Source organism: bacterium (assembly GCA_014360495.1).
Lineage (GTDB): Bacteria > Armatimonadota > JACIXR01 > JACIXR01 > JACIXR01 > JACIXR01.
Window position 1 is genome coordinate 82,944 of the sequence record JACIXR010000004.1, and the last position, 16,070, is coordinate 99,013.

Here is a 16,070-nt window from a genome sequence, read left to right on the forward strand (position 1 = left end):
GAAAAATGAAACATGTTTTGGAAAAGCTTTTGGATAAGCGGAATCTCGCTATGGAGGAGGCTTATGGGGTAATGAGCGATATAATGGAGGGGAAGACGACACCAGCGCAAATCGGGGCGTTTCTCATTGCTTTGCGGTTGAAGGGCGAAACTGTTGATGAGGTATCGGGCTTCGCTCAGGCGATGAGGGATAAGGCATTGAGATTGGAGTATCCAGGAAATCTGTTGGATACCTGTGGAACTGGCGGAGACGGGATGGGAACTATAAACATATCAACTCTCTCCGCTTTCGTCGTAGCTGGTGCGGGAGTGAAGGTGGCTAAGCACGGAAACCGTTCCGTATCCTCGCTCTGTGGCAGCGCCGATTTGCTGGAGGGGTTGGGCGTTAAAATTGATATTCCTCCCTCTACGGCGAAGAGATGTTTGGATGAGTGCAATTTCTCATTTCTCTTCGCTCCCCTTTATCATCCTGCTATGCGCTATGCAGCTGGTGCGCGGAAAGAGATTGGGGTTAGAACGGTTTTCAACATCCTTGGTCCCTTGACGAATCCCGCAAGGGTGAAAAGACAATTGCTTGGAGTGTTTTCCCCCTCTCTGACATCCTTTATCGCCTCTGTATTGGGAAGGTTGGGGGTGGAAAGGGCTATGGTTGTGAGTAGTTTGGACGGAATGGATGAAATCTCCGTTTCTGCACCTACGAAAGTGAGCGAGCTAAGGGATGGGACGATTTTGGAATATACGATAGAGCCTGAGAGGCTTGGTGTTAGAAACCATCCCTTGGAGGAACTAAAGGTTAAAAGCAAGGAGGAAAGCGTAAGGATAGCGGAGGAGATATTAGCTGGCGAGAGAGAAGGGGCGGTTATGGATGCTGTGCTTATCAATTCGGCTGCCGCTTTAATCGTTGCGGGAATGGCTGATGATTTAAAGGGGGGAATGGAGATAGCGAGGGAGTCCATTAGGATGGGATTAGCGATGAGAGTATTGGAAACTCTGCGGAGAATAAGCGAGGAGGAAAAGAGAAATGGGAATCCTTGAGGACATAATCTCGGCAAAGAGAGAGGAGATAAAATTTCTTAAGTCCGTTCCAATTTCCTTCCCCTCTTTCGTCCTTCCCAGGCGAGATTTTAAATTAGCCCTCCAATCAGATGAAATTTCTATAATCGGGGAATTGAAGAAGTGCTCTCCATCGGCGGGAATTATAAGGGAGGATTTCGTTCCCGAGATTTTGGCCAAGGAGATGGAGGAAGGAGGGGCAAAGGCTTTATCGGTTTTAACGGATAATAAATTTTTCTGTGGTTCTCTTGGTTACATCCCTGGTGTCAAGCTCAAGACGAATTTGCCGATAGTAATGAAGGATTTCGTGATTGACGAATTTCAGATAGAGCTCGCTCACAAATTGGGAGCGGATGCAGTTCTTTTAATTGCTCGCTGTTTGAAGAGAGAAGAGGTTAAGAGGTTTTTGGAAATCTCAAGAAGATACGGAATGCATTGCTTGGTTGAGATTTTTGACGAGGAGGATTGGGAGAAGATTAAAGGATTGCCTTTAGAGATAGTGGGGATAAACAGCAGGGATTTGAGAAGCTTCAATGTTAATTTTGAAAGGATTATTCAGCTTAAAGATTTGCTACCCAAGGATATTCTGATTGTGGCGGAGAGTGGAGTTAGAGAGAGGGAGCAAATTGAGAGGTTGAGGGAAGCGGGGGTAAAAGCGGTTTTAATTGGGGAGGCATTGATGAGGGCTAAGGATGTTAAGGCTAAGTTAAGGGAGCTGATGGGAGAATGTTGAGGGTTAAAATTTGCGGGATAACGAATTTGGAGGATGCGCTTATGGCTGTGGAGTTGGGAGCAGATGCACTGGGTTTCATATTCGCCGATTCTCCAAGGAGAATTGATAGGGAGAAAGCGAGGAAAATCATTTCAAAGTTGCCGCCTTTTATAACAGCTGTTGGCGTCTTTGTGAATGAGAGAAGGGAGTTAGTGGAGGAAATAGCTAATGAATGTGGGTTGGACGCGCTGCAATTTCACGGTGAGGAAACTCCCGATTATTGTAGTCAATTCAGGAAGAAAGTTATAAAGGCTTTTAAGATTAGGACAAAAGATGACTTGGAGAGATTGAGATATTACGATGTGTCCGCATATCTTTTGGATAGTTCGGTGAGGGGCACTTCTTTTAATTGGGACTTACTGATTGGCTTTCGTTCGGAGAAGCCAATCATTTTGGCTGGCGGATTGAATCCAGATAATATAAGCTCCGCTTTGAGCAAATTCCTTCCCTATGGTATTGATGTATCAAGCGGAGTTGAGGAATATCCTGGTAAGAAGGATAGAGAGAAATTGAAGAAGTTTATGGAGGTGATAAAGAAATGGCGATAAAGGGCTATTTCGGAGAATTTGGAGGGAGATTTGTCCCCGAGACCCTCGTTCCCGCTCTTGAAGAGTTGGAAAATGCCTACGAGAGGCTAAGGAATTCAAGCGAATTCAAAGCCAAACTCCAGTATTATTTGAGAAACTATGCGGGAAGACCTACTCCCTTGTATTTTGCTGAGAGGCTTACAAGGGAGCTTGGTGGTGCGAGAATTTATCTAAAGAGGGAGGATTTGCTTCATACCGGTGCCCATAAGATAAACAACGCGATTGGGCAGGCTCTCTTGGCGATGGAAATGGGGAAAAGAAGGATAATAGCTGAGACGGGGGCTGGTCAGCACGGCGTAGCCACAGCCACCGTATGCGCCCTATTCGGACTGGATTGTGTCATCTATATGGGAGAGGAGGATATGAGGAGGCAGAAATTGAATGTCTTTAGGATGAAGCTTCTGGGGGCGGAGGTCGTTCCCGTAAAAAGCGGCTCAAGGACTCTAAAAGATGCGATAAATGAAGCGCTGAGGGATTGGATAACGAATGTGGATACGACCCATTACCTTCTAGGCTCGGTCGTCGGTCCTCATCCCTATCCAACGATAGTGAGGGATTTCCAATCCGTGATTGGAGAGGAAACGAGGAGGCAAATCTTGGAGATTGAGGGCAGACTTCCCGATTATCTCATAGCGTGTGTGGGAGGAGGAAGCAATTCCATAGGTTTTTTCCATCCTTTTTTCAATGATAGAGAGGTTAAGTTCGTAGGGGTGGAAGGCGGTGGAAATGAAAGGGGGCATTCGGCTTCCTTGGGGAAGGGTAGGGTAGGGGTTTTGCACGGTAGCAAAACTTATCTACTTCAGGATGAGAAGGGGCAGATAATGACTACTCACTCAATTGCGGCGGGATTAGATTATCCCGGCGTTGGTCCCGAGCACGCCTTCTATAAGCAGATAGGGAGGGCTGAATATGTGGCTGTATCGGATAGTGAAGCTCTTGAGGCTTTTGAGATTTTATCCCGCCTGGAGGGGATAATTCCTGCCCTTGAAAGCGCCCATGCGATTGCATATTGCCTGGAATTAGCCCCCAAATGCCCAAAGGATAGCGTGATAATCGTCAATCTCTCCGGAAGAGGCGACAAGGATTTGAGCGAGATAATGGAGGTGATGGAGAGATGAATAGGATTGATTATCTGTTTAAGGACAATAAATTCGCTCATATTTTCTATTTAACTGTGGGCGAGTTTCCCATTGAGGAGGAATTGGAGATAATTCATGCCTTGACCGAAAGCGGCGCGGATTGCCTTGAATTGGGAATACCCTTTTCCGACCCCCTTGCCGATGGAGCGACCATCCAAGAGGCTATGCAGGAGGCTCTCAAGAGAGGAACTTCTTTGAAGGACGCTTTGGTGTTCGTAGAGAGGATAAGGGAAAGCTCCGATATACCCCTTCTCTTGATGGGCTATTACAATCCATTCTATCAGTACGGAATAGAGAGGATTTGTAGAGATGCGAGGGAGAGGGGAGTGGATGGATTCATAATACCCGATTTGCCACCAGAGGAAGCGAAAGAGCTAGTGGAACACGCCAATAGATACGATTTGCGCACTGTCTTCCTTTTGGCTCCAACAAGCAATGAGGAGAGATATAGGATAGTTGGTTCAGCGACGACGGGGTTCATTTATTATGTTTCCGTGAAAGGGACTACGGGGGAGAGAGATGAATTGCCAAGGGATATAGAGGAGAAGGTTCCGAGGATAAAGGAGATAACGGGCAAGCCCGTAGTGGTTGGATTCGGGATTTCCAAGCGGGAGCACGTTAAATGGCTAAGGAGATTCGCTGATGGAGCTGTGATAGGCTCTGCCCTCCTTCGCCTTTTAAAGGAGCACAGAAATGATAAAGAGAGGATGTTGAAAGAGGTGAGGCGATTTGTCTCCGACCTCTGCAAGGATGATGCTATTTGAGAGCTAAGCGAACTTCTCCGCTTCTTCCTTGGCTATCCTCACCGTTTCCCTTAGCCTCTCCGGCTGGTTTCTGCAGGTATGGATGTCCTTGAAGATTATCTCAACGACGCAATCTCTTGTTTTCTCCAGCGCATCCCTCACCATTTTCCTCACAAATTCACCATCAAATTGTTCAGCAGCGAAGATGGGAGCGGGATTGGGCTTCCAGGAGAAAATTGCCCTTTTGCCCAATCTTTCCGCTCCCTCAGCGACATCAACCCAGGGGCTCATGGATAGTCTGCGGAGATGAGGGATATGTTTTAAGATTATCTCAACCTTCTTGTGTAGCGGTTCACAGCAGCCGTAAGAGGCTAAGCCGAATCTTGAGAGGAACTTGCCCTCATATTGGAGGGCGAATTCCTCATGCATAGCGGGGGAAACACAGGCGAATATCTGGGTTGTGGCATGACCCCAAAGGTCCTTCGTCCTTACATGAACGCCATCAAAATCGGGTTGAGGAAGCTCGTCCGTGAACCCCAAACCTCCTGAGCCACAGTAATGTGCCCCATTATTCAAGCTCAAAACATTTTCCCGTTCATAGAAATCAAGCATCTCCAGCCAAGCGTCAGTCAAAAAGCTGAGCGCGCGATGGAGCCATTGAGGACGTTCAATCATATCAATGAATAATTGGTCAAATCCCCGCCAGGTGGCGAAGTCGTCTATGATGGCAAACCAGAAATGAGCTGGACCCCTTTTCTCAACTTTTAGAATATCTCCCACTAAATCGCAAAGTTTCTCGTAATGCTCCTCCGTAGCTTTCCAATCTATCCACAGCCTTGGCTTCTGCAATTTCTCCAAATCCTTCTCCTCTCTTATCACCGGCTCATATTTCACGGCTCCGTAAGGGTCATCAGGAGAGGTCGTTTGGGGAGCAATTCCAAATCCTGTGTTATGAATGTAGATTGGCGAGGCAATGGTATCGGTTATAACGCTGTCATCCTGGATGAATTCAGCGTAGTAAAGCCTCATTCTTAGGTCATATTCAACCCCTCGGCAAAATGGGTCGGAGCAGGAAAGGCTTTCCCAGGGGAGGACTTCTCGCCAGGAGCCTTCAGGGAAAATGAGGACAAGCGGTCTTATCCTCTTGAGGGAGTTGTGCTGCTTCCATATCCTCGCCATTTCCTCTTGGCGAGGTTGATGGGCATATTCAGCTACCCTCTTCGCTAAATCCCTTATTAAGGTTATGTCCCTTTCGGGGAATTTTCCTAAATTCTCTCCCATATAGGAGGGATGCGCTCCTTTCCCGCTGGTCCTAAGACGATTGGTTTAATTCCCGCTATCTCGCAGAGGTAGGTTAGAGCACGCACTTTATCTCCGAGAACGGCTAATATGTGGTTGCAGGGGAAAACGCTGACGAATTCCTCAAAGGAGCAATTCAGGCGAGCGTGGACATGAGGCCAGGTGGGATTAGTTTGTTCGTTGAGGGCTTTCCTTTCCTCCTCGGGAAGCTCAAGGCTCTCGCCGGGGACAATAACCATATAGGGCTTGTCGTCCCAGAGCCCAAGCCTGGCGAAGGTTAACTTGCAAGGAGCGGCGTCAAAGGATACGGAGGCTCCTCCCGCTTTGAAGTAATATTCAAGGGCGGGATAGAATGTTACCTTCTTGAAGTTATCCTCGGGATTGAAGCTCAAGGAGGCGTAGAAACTGGCGTGATTTCCCGAGTTGCAGAAATCCCAAAGGTCCCTATCGGGATGATAGAGGCGAACATCCATAAAGAGAACCGGCAATCCGCCGCTTATGTATTTCAGAAGTTGCATAGTCATCGCAGCGTAGGAATCGGCTTCTGTGGCGCAAACAGTGGGCTCTTTAGGACCGTTCCAATCATAGGGGTCGTTCATAAGCATCTCGGGAACATCTCCGAGGCAAACGTATTCCGTCAACTCCCTTTGCCCCTTCAACCCGCAGAAATCAAAACCCTTTTCCTCGTTGACCATTCGCATAGCTATGTAGAGGCGAATCTGCGTCCTGAGAGTCTCGGGCGTAAGCATCTTCCCATCGTATTTTATCCTGTCGCCCAGAAGGTCGGTAAACCACTTAAATCCCTTCTCCACTTCCGCATCGCTGACCTCTTCCATTCTCTTTACCAAGAGAAGTTGGTCAATCTGTCTAACTGTCGTTCCGAATGTCTTGATTGTGGGGACGAGATGGAAGTAGCCGGTTTCCATACCCATTGAATGTCCGCCATAGCAACCGTAGACCTCGTTTTGGATTGTGGTGTAGGCTAGGCTTGCTCGGCACCAATCTATTACCTTATTTTGCGTTTCCTCGTCATCTATCTCGCCGATTATCCTATGAGTTCTTATTCCTGCTTGGCGAAGAGCCCCATCAGTTGCGAGCAATCCCACATTGCCGGGGAATTGTCCGTTGTTATTGGAGAGGCTTAAAACGGGCACCTTGCCGAGGCTGTTGAGGAATGGCCATGCAAGGAAGGGAAAATCCCAGACATTGTAGAGCATTATCACCTGCTTGCAGTTAGCCCTTGCCAGTTCTTCTCCCATTTCCTGGGCAACTCTCACGCTCGTTATTATCTTTGACGCCACGATGACCTCAGGTGTCGTCCCATCAACATTTCTCAGCTTTGCCCTAATCAGCTTCGCCCATTCCTGGCAAACCCTCATATTTTCCGGGTTGTTTGCCCGCCACACATGCTCCCTTTCATCGTTGAGCATAACGATGCCGATGTTTGTGCTTTTCATAATTTATCTACCTCCTTTTTATCCCTGAATTATAGCTTCCAAAGCCTTTGCGGTCTCAAAAATCAGAAGTTCGGGATGGAATTTATAGGCGGGAAGCTCGGCAGTGATAAAGCCTTGATAATTAATCTCCTTCAGCGCCTTGCTTACCTCTGGCCAGTTCACGTCTCCCTCCAGAAGATTTACGAATCCATGGATGTTTCCCGCGGAGAGGCGGAAGTCCTTGACATGGACCGCCTTTATCCTTTGCCCCAATATCCTTATCCATTGCTCGGGAAAGCCGAAATTGAGGACATTGCCGACATCAAAGTAAGCTCCAACCCACTCGCTTTGGAAGGAATCTATGAAATCCCTCATCTCTAAGGGCGACATAAACATCTTGTTCCAAACATTTTCCACCCCGATAAAGACCTTGTTCTTCTCCGCCTCGCCTATGAGTTGTTTGATGCCTTCCCTTGCCCTTTCTATCGCAACATCGTAGGGCTCCTCGGGTGATACAGTGCCCGGCACCAAGAGGAGGACATCCGCTCCAAGCCAACGATTGATGCGGAGGCAAATCTTTGTCTGCTCTATGGATTTCTCCCTTATTGCGCGGTCGGGAGAGGTCAATCTTACCTGCCAATGAAAGCCGGGGAGGGTTGTTCCCAGCGTAATTCCCGCCTTCTCAGCTTCCTTCCTGAACTCCTTCGCCTCCTCCTCGCTTATGGAAAGGGGAAGAGTGTAAGGAGGATTTGCCTGCTCTCCGATTATCACCTCTACTCCATCCAAGCCCGCCTCTTTAGCCAGCTGGAAGAGTTCCTTTGTTGAGAGGTTTGGTGGGAAAGCCCAGACATTGATGCTCTTTTTCATTTTGTTTTCCTCCTTTCAAAAATTTTTCTTTATAAAAGGCAAAATGCCTTTGCCCTCCAAAGCCATTTTCCCTCCCCAAAGCCCCACTATAGCTCCACCTATTACATCTATGGTATGATGCGCTCCCGACTGCACCCTCGCAATCGCCACCCCGGTTGCCAATAGATAATAGATGAGTTTGTTCTCTGGATGATAGCGGGAGAGGACGGAGGCAATGGCAAATGAGGTAGAGGTATGCCCTGAGGGAAATGAATCGTAGGATTCTCCATTTGGTCTTTTGCTATGGGTTAGATATTTCAAGCCTAAGGTAACAGTGCCCGTTGTCAAAAGAGCGTTTAAGCAATCGTCTCCAATTTTCTCCTTCACATTTATACAAGAAGGACTAACGAGTAAAGAAATCGCTGCTAATGATTTTGTTTGAAAATTCGTTTTTTCTGAAAGAAGGGCAATGGCACCAAGAGTCTTAGTCTGCAAGTTCGCATCTTCAAATAAATCCTCGGAGTGTATCAAAAGGAGCGAAAGACCTGCTTGAGTGGCTCCCTCGCCAAGGCAGTTGAGGTTATGGAGCAACTTCTGGGAGGTCTCCCAGGGCAGAGCGAGGGGTACAAGGAAGAAAAGTAAAATTAGAAACTTCGTCATCCTCTTATAAGCACTTCAACCTTACCCAACAGTCCGGAGGGCTTGGGTTCTCCCACGATGAGATTTTGCATTGTATTGGCGACCTCTATCTCCAACAAGTTCTCTCCTTCCTTCACGAAATTCGTGATATCCACTTCAAAGGGTTCCCATAGGCGAACATCCACGAGCTCGCCATTGACCTTTATCCCAGCAAGTTCTCCAACCTTCTCCATCCTAACGACGACATTCTTCCCCGCAATCTTTCCAATATGTATCTTTTGAGAATATATGGCTATGCCGGAGTAGAAGGGATATCCGAAAGTAGTCCAGCATTCGCCAATCCGTGCCTCTCCGGGTTCCTTGGCGATAACCCATTCTTCGTCTTTCCTTCTCAGGGCGAAATCGCCGATGAGGATTGGTGGGTGTGCTAAATTAACCGGTTCATATAAGCCAGCTGCGCATCTTATCTCAACTTCGTTTATGCCCTGCTTTAATAGGGAGGAAACATCAGCTGAAAACATAAACCTATCAAGATAATCGTCGGGTTCCCAATTTTTCACTTGCTCACCGTTTATCAATACCTCTATGTGTTTCGTAGCGCTCTCGTTCCATACAGGTTCGTTTATCCCTCCATCCATAATCAACTTTGCCTTCTCTGGAACGGCTTCAACCTCAAAGCTAGTCTTGTATATATGGAGGTAGGTATCGCTATCCCTGCCTGTGACCCTTGAGGACATCTCATATTTCCAGTTCCTCAAGGGAAGAGCGTTAGGTTTGGCAGTTTTGAATTGCCACTTTTCCTGCAGGAAAACGGGTTCCTCTTGGGAGAAAGTTTTCTTTTCCTTAGGCATAAGCTCCTCGGGAAGTTCTTCCTCAAGCGATATGAGCAAGGAATTGTTTGGAGGCAAGGTTATATCTAAAATGGTCTTACCTCTCTTCTCCTGCCATTTGAATGGGAAGGATTCCAGCTTTCCGGTCTCGGCGTTCCAAACGAGGGGAATCCCTCCCTCCGATAGCTCTGCCTGGAAGCTGACTGTTCTGTGTCTTGATGTATTGACAAAGAAGTAAAAGCTTTTCTCTCCCTTCATATAATGGAGGGAAACGATATCGCGTGCGGGTTTCTTATCCTCAAGCACCAACATATCTGGTTCAATGATTTCGCTCAAAATGGAGAACAGCTCTTGTTCCAATTCCTCTTGTGGGAGGTCATGGGCGCCTCTTATGAATATAGCCTCGCCTTTCTCGTGTTTCTTCCTGTAAATCTTCTTCTCCATTTTCTCCGGATTCAATTTCGCCTCTTCGGGCTCCACGCCGAAGAGGAAACACAGCCTCTCCAATAGTTCCCTGTCTTCACCCGCCTCAAAGGATGTGTGGGGAAGCGAGCCCAGAGCGATGACCTTTCCATCCTCCGCTAGAAAATCCTCTATCACTTCCACAGTTTCCCAGGATAACATCGTTAGGGTTGGGAGAACAAGAACTTTATATTCCTCAAGGACATCGGAGCATGTCTCGTCCATAACCCAGATTTTACCCCTTTGGAATAGTGTCCTTTGTTGGAGAATTTCCTCAGAGATGTAATCAAAGTCGAATCCAATTCTCAGAAGCGCCTCGCTTGTCTTGTTGAATCCAAGGATAATTTTCTCCGTTTCCCTTGTTGGTTGAGGAGTGATTGAAGCCCACATAGATTTGATGGGGTAAAGGACGGCTACATCGGCGATATGATTGCCGTGGGAGAAGATATAGCTGAGGCGAGCTACATAGTCCGCGAACTTCTTATAATATTTCCAGAAGGGAGCACGATAGAACTCATCAGGTGGGCATTCCCATTTTCTGAATCCCTGAATGGAGTAATAAAACGCGTGGGGCATAACCAAATTAACTCCCAAGGCTATTAGCCAGTCCGTAAGCCATTTCAAGGTATTTAAGGATATTCCCCATTGGGAAGCCAAACCGAATGCTTCGCACATAACTCTTGGCTTTTCCAAAAGATGGGCGGCGGAGGAGGCAAACTTAGGACCGACGAGATTGTTTAAGCCCCAGGGAGTATCCGGTTGCGGCCAGGTGAGCTCGCAGAGGAGGTCAACTCCCCCGAAATGCATATATTGAGCACCGCGGAAGAAATCTCCCTGATGGCGTGTATGGTGATAGAGTTCACCCTCAGATAGGACATGCCCGATGAAATTAAGGTTCACCTTATCGCAGAACTCATAAATCTGCTTGAAGAAAGCGGAGACATATGCTTCCGTTGCCGTGTCTCGGAAGTGGGCGCGGACCATGGGAGTTAGAGGTCCAACATCTTCAAAGAGGGCTGGGAGGGCTTTATAGAGGGAATATCCAAATCTTCTCTCAAAGAGGGAAGGGAGGCTGGCTGTCCAGGGAATCGCCTCAGAGGGGTTGTAATCCATAGCGGGTTCATCGGTGAAGATTCCCCAAACAGTGGAGCCGAATTCGTCCTTGAATCGTTTCGCATATTCCTTATGGGTTAGCTCTATGAACCTCTTTATTGCGTCCGGATTTAGAGTATCAACAGCTGAGCCGAAAAAGAGACCAGAGGTGAGGTATCTGCGAGAGAAAACATAGACTCTAAAATCACTGGATTGGGGAGCTACCCATTCAAATACATCGTCCTTCACAAAATCGTTAAGGAGGATACCACCACTGTAAAAGTTCTTAATTTTACCATCCTCCAATGGGAAAGCAACAACCGCAATGAGTTCATCCATCTTGTTTATTTTCAGGGAAACTTTTTCTCCTGCCTTTATTTCCAACCTATGGGCTAAGTATAAACCTGACATTCGGTAGTAGGGATTTTCCGCGACAATCTTACCATCGGCATTGGCGGAGGGCCAATTGTTCTCGTCGTAGAGATAAGCTTTCATATCCAATTTCTTGGCTGTCTCTATGCAGGTGCGGATTCTCTCAAACCATTCTTCCGAAAGATAGGGTGTGAGGAGTCCATGGCGGGCGTGAAGGATGAACCCATCCACCCCTTTCTCGTGCATCTCTTTTATCTGTCTTATCAATTCCTCATCCCTTAAATCCCTATTTAAAAACCAGAAGGGAGCCAGGCGATACTCACTTGTGGGGTTCTGAAACTCCCTTTCCATATCTCCGTTCATCTAAAATCCCTCCTCTGCAAGGTTTTGTTTTTTAACTTATTGTAATTATACGCGAAATCAAGTCAAATAGAAAATCAATGTGTGATTCTCGGTTTTGTTGCAAGATTCATTGGCTAGCCTAATATACATACTGCCTAATTATGAAAAGTCTTTGACTTTTATATCTGTGCTTTAACTTTTTAGGTTTGCTAAGATTTTCCCAACCTAAGGCTTGGGAAATGAGATTGTCACGCATATTCCGAGCTCGCATCTAAAGCAGTCTTCCTCTTTGGTTGGTATAAAAAGAGGTGGTTCTCATTTTAGCAAGTCTAACTTATATTGCTTTCATAAGAATAAGGGCGAGGAGTGTTGCTTCTTCAGGTGAGATATCTTCCCGCTCCAAAAAGAAGTTCGCTACAACTCTTTCCTCCTCGCTCAATTTTCCTAAATCGGAGAATTTCGCCAATCTCTCCGCGAATTTCTTGTAATTTCCCTTCCCAAAATGGCGTAAGGCGAGCATTATTCCCCTTCTAATCCTTCTCTTTCCCTTACCAACTCTTCTCAATATGCTCTCCACACGCTGGTATAAGGTTAGGAGGTCTAAAGAAAGCAAGGGGTAGAGATTTATTCCCATCAATTTTCCAATAGAATAAATCCATTGTCTTTTGAAAAGGGGAGACTTGAACTTTTCCCTGATGCTAAGAAGACTGCTCAATGCGGATTTTTCTCCCGATTTAGCCAGATAGTAAGAAATGTGTGCTAAAATTTCCTCATCTTCCTCTTCCTGCAAAAGTGAGGGCAGTTTTTCCGCGCCGAGGGTGTCTAATTCATAAGTTGCCTTAAGAGTTATTTCCCTTCTCCGTCCCAACTTCGCTAAAGCTTCCAAAACTTCGCTTGCGAACATCTTTTCGGTTTCTAAATATCTTTCTAGGGCTTCAATCGCCTTCTCATTGCCTATTTCTCCCAAAGCTATTATCGCTTCTCTTCTCACCTCGGGATTTGGGTCTTGAAGGAGGTTTATCAAATTATCAATTGCGAGGGAAGAGTGTGGAATTGCCAAAGCTTTTATAGCCTTTATTTTTTCTTCTTCCTTTCCGCTTGCCAGCAAGCGGAGCGCCCTAAGGGTTCCTATAGGTTTTCTAGGCACAATGTCCCTTACAAGTTCTAAGGGAGATTCTTCCTCTCTGTATTCCCTTATTGTCCGAAGAAGTGAAAGCGAGAGTAGGCGCAGAACGGTGGAGAGAATGAAAAGAATTTTTATATTCGTTAAATCAAGGGCTAAAAAGGTGATGTGTAGTCCTTTTAAGGCGTTCACTATCAAGCCCCCAAGGAAAGGAGAGACAGCCCCCGTGAGGGAGACGAGGGCGGAATGAATACCGACATAGGACATCCTTTTAATAGGAGGGGAGAACATAAGGAGTAGGTTGAACTGGGTTAGCATAATACCCGCCCAGAGAGCGCCGGCGAAGATATTCACCAGATAAAGAAGAATAAGCGAAAGGGTGGGAAAGCGTGGGGTCATAAAAATGTAGAAAAAGGGGATAAGGGAAGCGAGGAGGCTTGTTAAAAGGAGGATGCTTTTATTTGAGTATCTATCGGCGAGGTAGCCGAAGAAAGGTTGAGCAAGGAGCCCTGCTATCCCTGAGGAGATAGATACCAAGACAATCGTTGTATAGGAGAGGTGGAGATATTTGAGCATAAAAACCGAGAAGAATTGCCCGGGCATAATCACTGCGAAATTCCAAAGGGATATGAAAAAGGTATAAAATTTGAAGTTTTTATCCTTAAGCGGAAGGACGAGCTCATGGATAAGAGAAAGGTCTTTTTGAGGTTCTCTATAGGGTTCCGGTTGTAGAAATATTATGATTATCTCAACTATGGCGAATAAGGCAGCGGTTGCGAAGACGAGAGGGAAGGCTATCTTTTTAGGCAATACATCTACGAGCCTTCCCATAGATAAGGAAACGACCATCCCTGCCAATCCAGCATACATATTTCTGCGTGCGAAATATCGTCCCCTGATATCCTCGGGAACGATATCACCCAACCAGCTGACATAGGGTGGATTTGTGAGAGAAATAAATATATTAAAAAGGGTGTAAGAAGCGAAGAAAAGAAATAGGGAATAGGAGAGGGATTTGAAGAATGGAAGGAAGATGATGGGTATCCAAAATAGGATGGAGAAGATGTAGAATATGTTGGTGAAGAATTTTCTCGTTAGTCTTGATTTCTCCGCCCAGAAAGAAGCAAGGGGTTGAACAACGCCCGCGAGGACTGGAATTGCTCCCAATAAACCTATTTCCAAGCTCTTTGCTCCCAAATAGAGAGCGAATCCCGTTATGAAGACACCAGTCCAAAGGTTGTAGGCGCAGGTGCCTATTATTGCTCCCCAATTGAACAGGCGAAGCGCCTTTGTCGTTTCTTGATGAGAAAGGGTTGTCTTAGCCCTCACTTTCTTTGACTATACGGAATATCTTCACGGCTAATTCAAGAATTGGGAACAGGCTATTTAAGGGGAGCATTGTCGCTGAATCGGATAGAGCTTTTGTTGGCTCTGGGTGGGTTTCAAGGAATATAGCATCAACGCCAACAGCGCAGGCGGCTCTTAATAGATAGGGAGCCATTTCCCTATCTCCCCCAGAAACTCCCTTTCCCGCTCCGGGCATCTGCACGCTATGCGTTGCATCAAAAACAACAGGGTAGCCGAAACTTTTCATAATGACCAATGAACGGAAATCTACCACCAAGTTGTTATAGCCAAAAGAAGTTCCTCTCTCGCAGAGAAGGATGTTTTTATTGCCCGTGCTTTCAATCTTCTCAACAACATAACGCATATCCCAGGGAGCGAGGAATTGCCCTTTCTTGACATTTATTGGCTTTCCTGTCCTGCCGGCTGATAACAAAAGGTCAGTCTGCCGGCATAGAAATGCGGGAATCTGTAGAGCATCAACGATTCTGCCAACGATTGAGGCTTCAGCTGGGGAATGGACATCCGTTAGAACGGGGACTCCTACCTTTTCCCTTACCGTTTGGAGTATCTCCAATCCCTTCGCCAATCCGGGACCGCGAAATGAGCTTATTGATGTTCTGTTAGCCTTGTCATAGGAGGATTTGAAAACATATCCTATTTTCAATTTTTCACATATCTCTTTTAATTTGAAGGCTACCTCAAGACAGAGCTCCTCGCTTTCAATAACACATGGCCCCGCTATCAGAACAAGTTTATCTCCACCTACAACGACATTTCCGATTTTCACTTGCATCCCAATAGTTTTCTCACCCTTTCCAAGTCCTCAGGAGTGTCAACGCCGACTGGGCTATAATCAACGAGAACGATTTTTATCTTGAAGCCGTGTTCCAAAGCCCTCAATTGTTCCAATGACTCAGTCCTTTCCAAGGGAGTTTGGGGAAGAGAAACGAATTTGAGGAGAAAATCCTTTCTATAGCCATAGATTCCGATGTGTCTTAATGTGGGAGCGATGGGATTGCGATAAAAGGGGATTGGAGAGCGGGAAAAATAAAGAGCTATCCCATTTCGGTCGGTAACTACTTTCACCACATTGCTATTACCCCTTTCCTCATTGTTTGCTAAGGTTGCAGCTGAGGTCATAGGGGTTACCTCATCGCTTTCCCTTAGCGCCTCAGCTACTTTATCAATGACCTCCGGCGGAATTAGGGGTTCGTCCCCTTGGATATTTATGACGAAATCGCAATCAATTTTTCTCGCAACCTCAGCGCAGCGGTCTGTTCCAGAAGGATGAGAGGGAGAGGTCATAACAGCCTTGCCCCCGAATTTCTCAACAGCTTTCAAGATTCGTTCGTCGTCTGTAGCAACCAGGACATCCTCCAAGAGTTTAGATTTTTTTGCCTGTTCGTAAACGTATTGAATAAGAGGTTTCCCGCAGATGTTCGCTAAGGGTTTTCCAGGCAGGCGAGTTGCGGAATAGCGGGCGGGAATTATGCCTATGATTTTCATTTCTTGCAATACCTCTCCACTATAGTTTTTATTATATTGCTTGTGGACTTCCCTTCAACTCCCTTCGCTATCATAACCTGTCCTCCCAATGAACGAACCAATTTAGCCTCGGGAAGCTCATCGGGTGATTGATAATCTCCTCCCTTGATATGGACATCGGGCTTTATCAACTTGATAAGCTCATCGGGGACGGTTTCCTCAAAGATGACCACGAAGTCCACCATTTCCAAGGACGCTAATATCTCCGCCCTTTCCTCCTGCCCCATAATGGGTCTACTTTCTCCCTTTATTTTTCTCACCGATTCGTCGCTATTTAAACCAACAATGAGAATATCGCCTTTGCTTTTCGCTTCCCTTAAATAGCGGATATGACCTAAATGGATGATGTCAAAGCAACCGTTCGTGAAAACTATCCTCTTCCCTTCCGACCTCAATCTTCCTACTAAATCAGCGATTTTCTCCCTTTCAATTATCTTTTCCATC

General features: G+C 46.4%; 14 protein-coding genes. 5 read left to right on the top strand and 9 right to left on the bottom strand.

The window, feature by feature from the left end:
- The first annotated feature begins 5 nt into the window (after positions 1 to 5).
- Genes trpD through H5T88_04305 form a run of 5 tightly spaced genes read left to right on the top strand, consistent with a single transcriptional unit; the run spans position 6 to position 4,314 of the window.
- Entirely contained in the window at positions 6 to 1,034 is a 1,029-nt protein-coding gene (trpD, locus tag H5T88_04285; protein MBC7329558.1) for an anthranilate phosphoribosyltransferase, read from the top strand.
- Complete coding sequence (trpC, locus tag H5T88_04290) at positions 1,021 to 1,785, top strand: indole-3-glycerol phosphate synthase TrpC (GenBank protein MBC7329559.1); 765 nt, start codon at positions 1,021 to 1,023, stop codon at positions 1,783 to 1,785. The genes trpD and trpC overlap by 14 nt, the downstream gene beginning before the upstream one ends.
- Entirely contained in the window at positions 1,779 to 2,372 is a 594-nt protein-coding gene (locus H5T88_04295) for a phosphoribosylanthranilate isomerase (GenBank protein ID MBC7329560.1), read from the top strand. The genes trpC and H5T88_04295 overlap by 7 nt, the downstream gene beginning before the upstream one ends.
- Positions 2,363 to 3,529, top strand: coding sequence for a tryptophan synthase subunit beta (gene trpB, locus H5T88_04300; GenBank protein MBC7329561.1), 1,167 nt, complete (start codon positions 2,363 to 2,365; stop codon positions 3,527 to 3,529). Before H5T88_04295 ends, trpB begins: the two co-directional genes overlap by 10 nt.
- Entirely contained in the window at positions 3,526 to 4,314 is a 789-nt protein-coding gene (locus H5T88_04305; protein MBC7329562.1) for a tryptophan synthase subunit alpha, read from the top strand. The genes trpB and H5T88_04305 overlap by 4 nt, the downstream gene beginning before the upstream one ends.
- A gap of 3 nt (positions 4,315 to 4,317) precedes the next feature.
- Here the strand turns inward: H5T88_04305 and H5T88_04310 are convergent, their stop codons facing one another.
- The 9 genes from H5T88_04310 to rfaE2 form a co-directional block, all read right to left on the bottom strand.
- Positions 4,318 to 5,574, bottom strand: coding sequence for a hypothetical protein (locus H5T88_04310; GenBank protein MBC7329563.1), 1,257 nt, complete (start codon positions 5,572 to 5,574; stop codon positions 4,318 to 4,320).
- Positions 5,559 to 7,049 carry an L-fucose/L-arabinose isomerase family protein gene (locus tag H5T88_04315; GenBank protein MBC7329564.1) on the bottom strand — a complete coding sequence of 497 codons (1,491 nt, stop codon included), beginning with the start codon at positions 7,047 to 7,049 and terminating at the stop codon, positions 5,559 to 5,561. The genes H5T88_04310 and H5T88_04315 overlap by 16 nt, the downstream gene beginning before the upstream one ends.
- Positions 7,050 to 7,067: 18 nt before the next feature.
- Positions 7,068 to 7,895, bottom strand: a complete 828-nt coding sequence (locus H5T88_04320) for a sugar phosphate isomerase/epimerase (GenBank protein ID MBC7329565.1) — start codon at positions 7,893 to 7,895, stop codon at positions 7,068 to 7,070.
- Positions 7,896 to 7,910: 15 nt separating this feature from the next.
- Positions 7,911 to 8,534, bottom strand: a complete 624-nt coding sequence (locus H5T88_04325) for a phosphatase PAP2 family protein (GenBank protein MBC7329566.1) — start codon at positions 8,532 to 8,534, stop codon at positions 7,911 to 7,913.
- Positions 8,531 to 11,632 carry a hypothetical protein gene (locus tag H5T88_04330; GenBank protein MBC7329567.1) on the bottom strand — a complete coding sequence of 1,034 codons (3,102 nt, stop codon included), beginning with the start codon at positions 11,630 to 11,632 and terminating at the stop codon, positions 8,531 to 8,533. Before H5T88_04330 ends, H5T88_04325 begins: the two co-directional genes overlap by 4 nt.
- A gap of 313 nt (positions 11,633 to 11,945) precedes the next feature.
- Positions 11,946 to 14,063, bottom strand: coding sequence for an MFS transporter (locus tag H5T88_04335; protein MBC7329568.1), 2,118 nt, complete (start codon positions 14,061 to 14,063; stop codon positions 11,946 to 11,948).
- On the bottom strand, positions 14,053 to 14,874 hold the full coding sequence (kdsA, locus tag H5T88_04340) for a 3-deoxy-8-phosphooctulonate synthase (GenBank protein MBC7329569.1): 822 nt from the start codon (positions 14,872 to 14,874) through the stop codon (positions 14,053 to 14,055). Before kdsA ends, H5T88_04335 begins: the two co-directional genes overlap by 11 nt.
- The gene (gene kdsB, locus H5T88_04345; protein MBC7329570.1) at positions 14,865 to 15,587 is read right to left on the bottom strand and encodes a 3-deoxy-manno-octulosonate cytidylyltransferase; all 723 of its coding nucleotides are present in this window, start codon (positions 15,585 to 15,587) and stop codon (positions 14,865 to 14,867) included. The genes kdsA and kdsB overlap by 10 nt, the downstream gene beginning before the upstream one ends.
- A complete protein-coding gene (rfaE2, locus tag H5T88_04350; GenBank protein MBC7329571.1) occupies positions 15,584 to 16,069 on the bottom strand; it encodes a D-glycero-beta-D-manno-heptose 1-phosphate adenylyltransferase in 486 nt (161 codons plus the stop codon). Before rfaE2 ends, kdsB begins: the two co-directional genes overlap by 4 nt.
- Position 16,070 lies beyond the last annotated feature (1 nt).

Coding starts and splice junctions, on each gene's coding strand:
- trpD (MBC7329558.1), top strand. CDS start 6: ATGAAACATGTTTTGGAAAAGCTTTTGGATAAGCGGAATCTCGCTATG.
- trpC (MBC7329559.1), top strand. CDS start 1,021: ATGGGAATCCTTGAGGACATAATCTCGGCAAAGAGAGAGGAGATAAAA.
- H5T88_04295 (MBC7329560.1), top strand. CDS start 1,779: ATGTTGAGGGTTAAAATTTGCGGGATAACGAATTTGGAGGATGCGCTT.
- trpB (MBC7329561.1), top strand. CDS start 2,363: ATGGCGATAAAGGGCTATTTCGGAGAATTTGGAGGGAGATTTGTCCCC.
- H5T88_04305 (MBC7329562.1), top strand. CDS start 3,526: ATGAATAGGATTGATTATCTGTTTAAGGACAATAAATTCGCTCATATT.
- H5T88_04310 (MBC7329563.1), bottom strand. CDS start 5,574: ATGGGAGAGAATTTAGGAAAATTCCCCGAAAGGGACATAACCTTAATA.
- H5T88_04315 (MBC7329564.1), bottom strand. CDS start 7,049: ATGAAAAGCACAAACATCGGCATCGTTATGCTCAACGATGAAAGGGAG.
- H5T88_04320 (MBC7329565.1), bottom strand. CDS start 7,895: ATGAAAAAGAGCATCAATGTCTGGGCTTTCCCACCAAACCTCTCAACA.
- H5T88_04325 (MBC7329566.1), bottom strand. CDS start 8,534: ATGACGAAGTTTCTAATTTTACTTTTCTTCCTTGTACCCCTCGCTCTG.
- H5T88_04330 (MBC7329567.1), bottom strand. CDS start 11,632: ATGAACGGAGATATGGAAAGGGAGTTTCAGAACCCCACAAGTGAGTAT.
- kdsA (MBC7329569.1), bottom strand. CDS start 14,874: ATGCAAGTGAAAATCGGAAATGTCGTTGTAGGTGGAGATAAACTTGTT.
- kdsB (MBC7329570.1), bottom strand. CDS start 15,587: ATGAAAATCATAGGCATAATTCCCGCCCGCTATTCCGCAACTCGCCTG.
- rfaE2 (MBC7329571.1), bottom strand. CDS start 16,069: ATGGAAAAGATAATTGAAAGGGAGAAAATCGCTGATTTAGTAGGAAGA.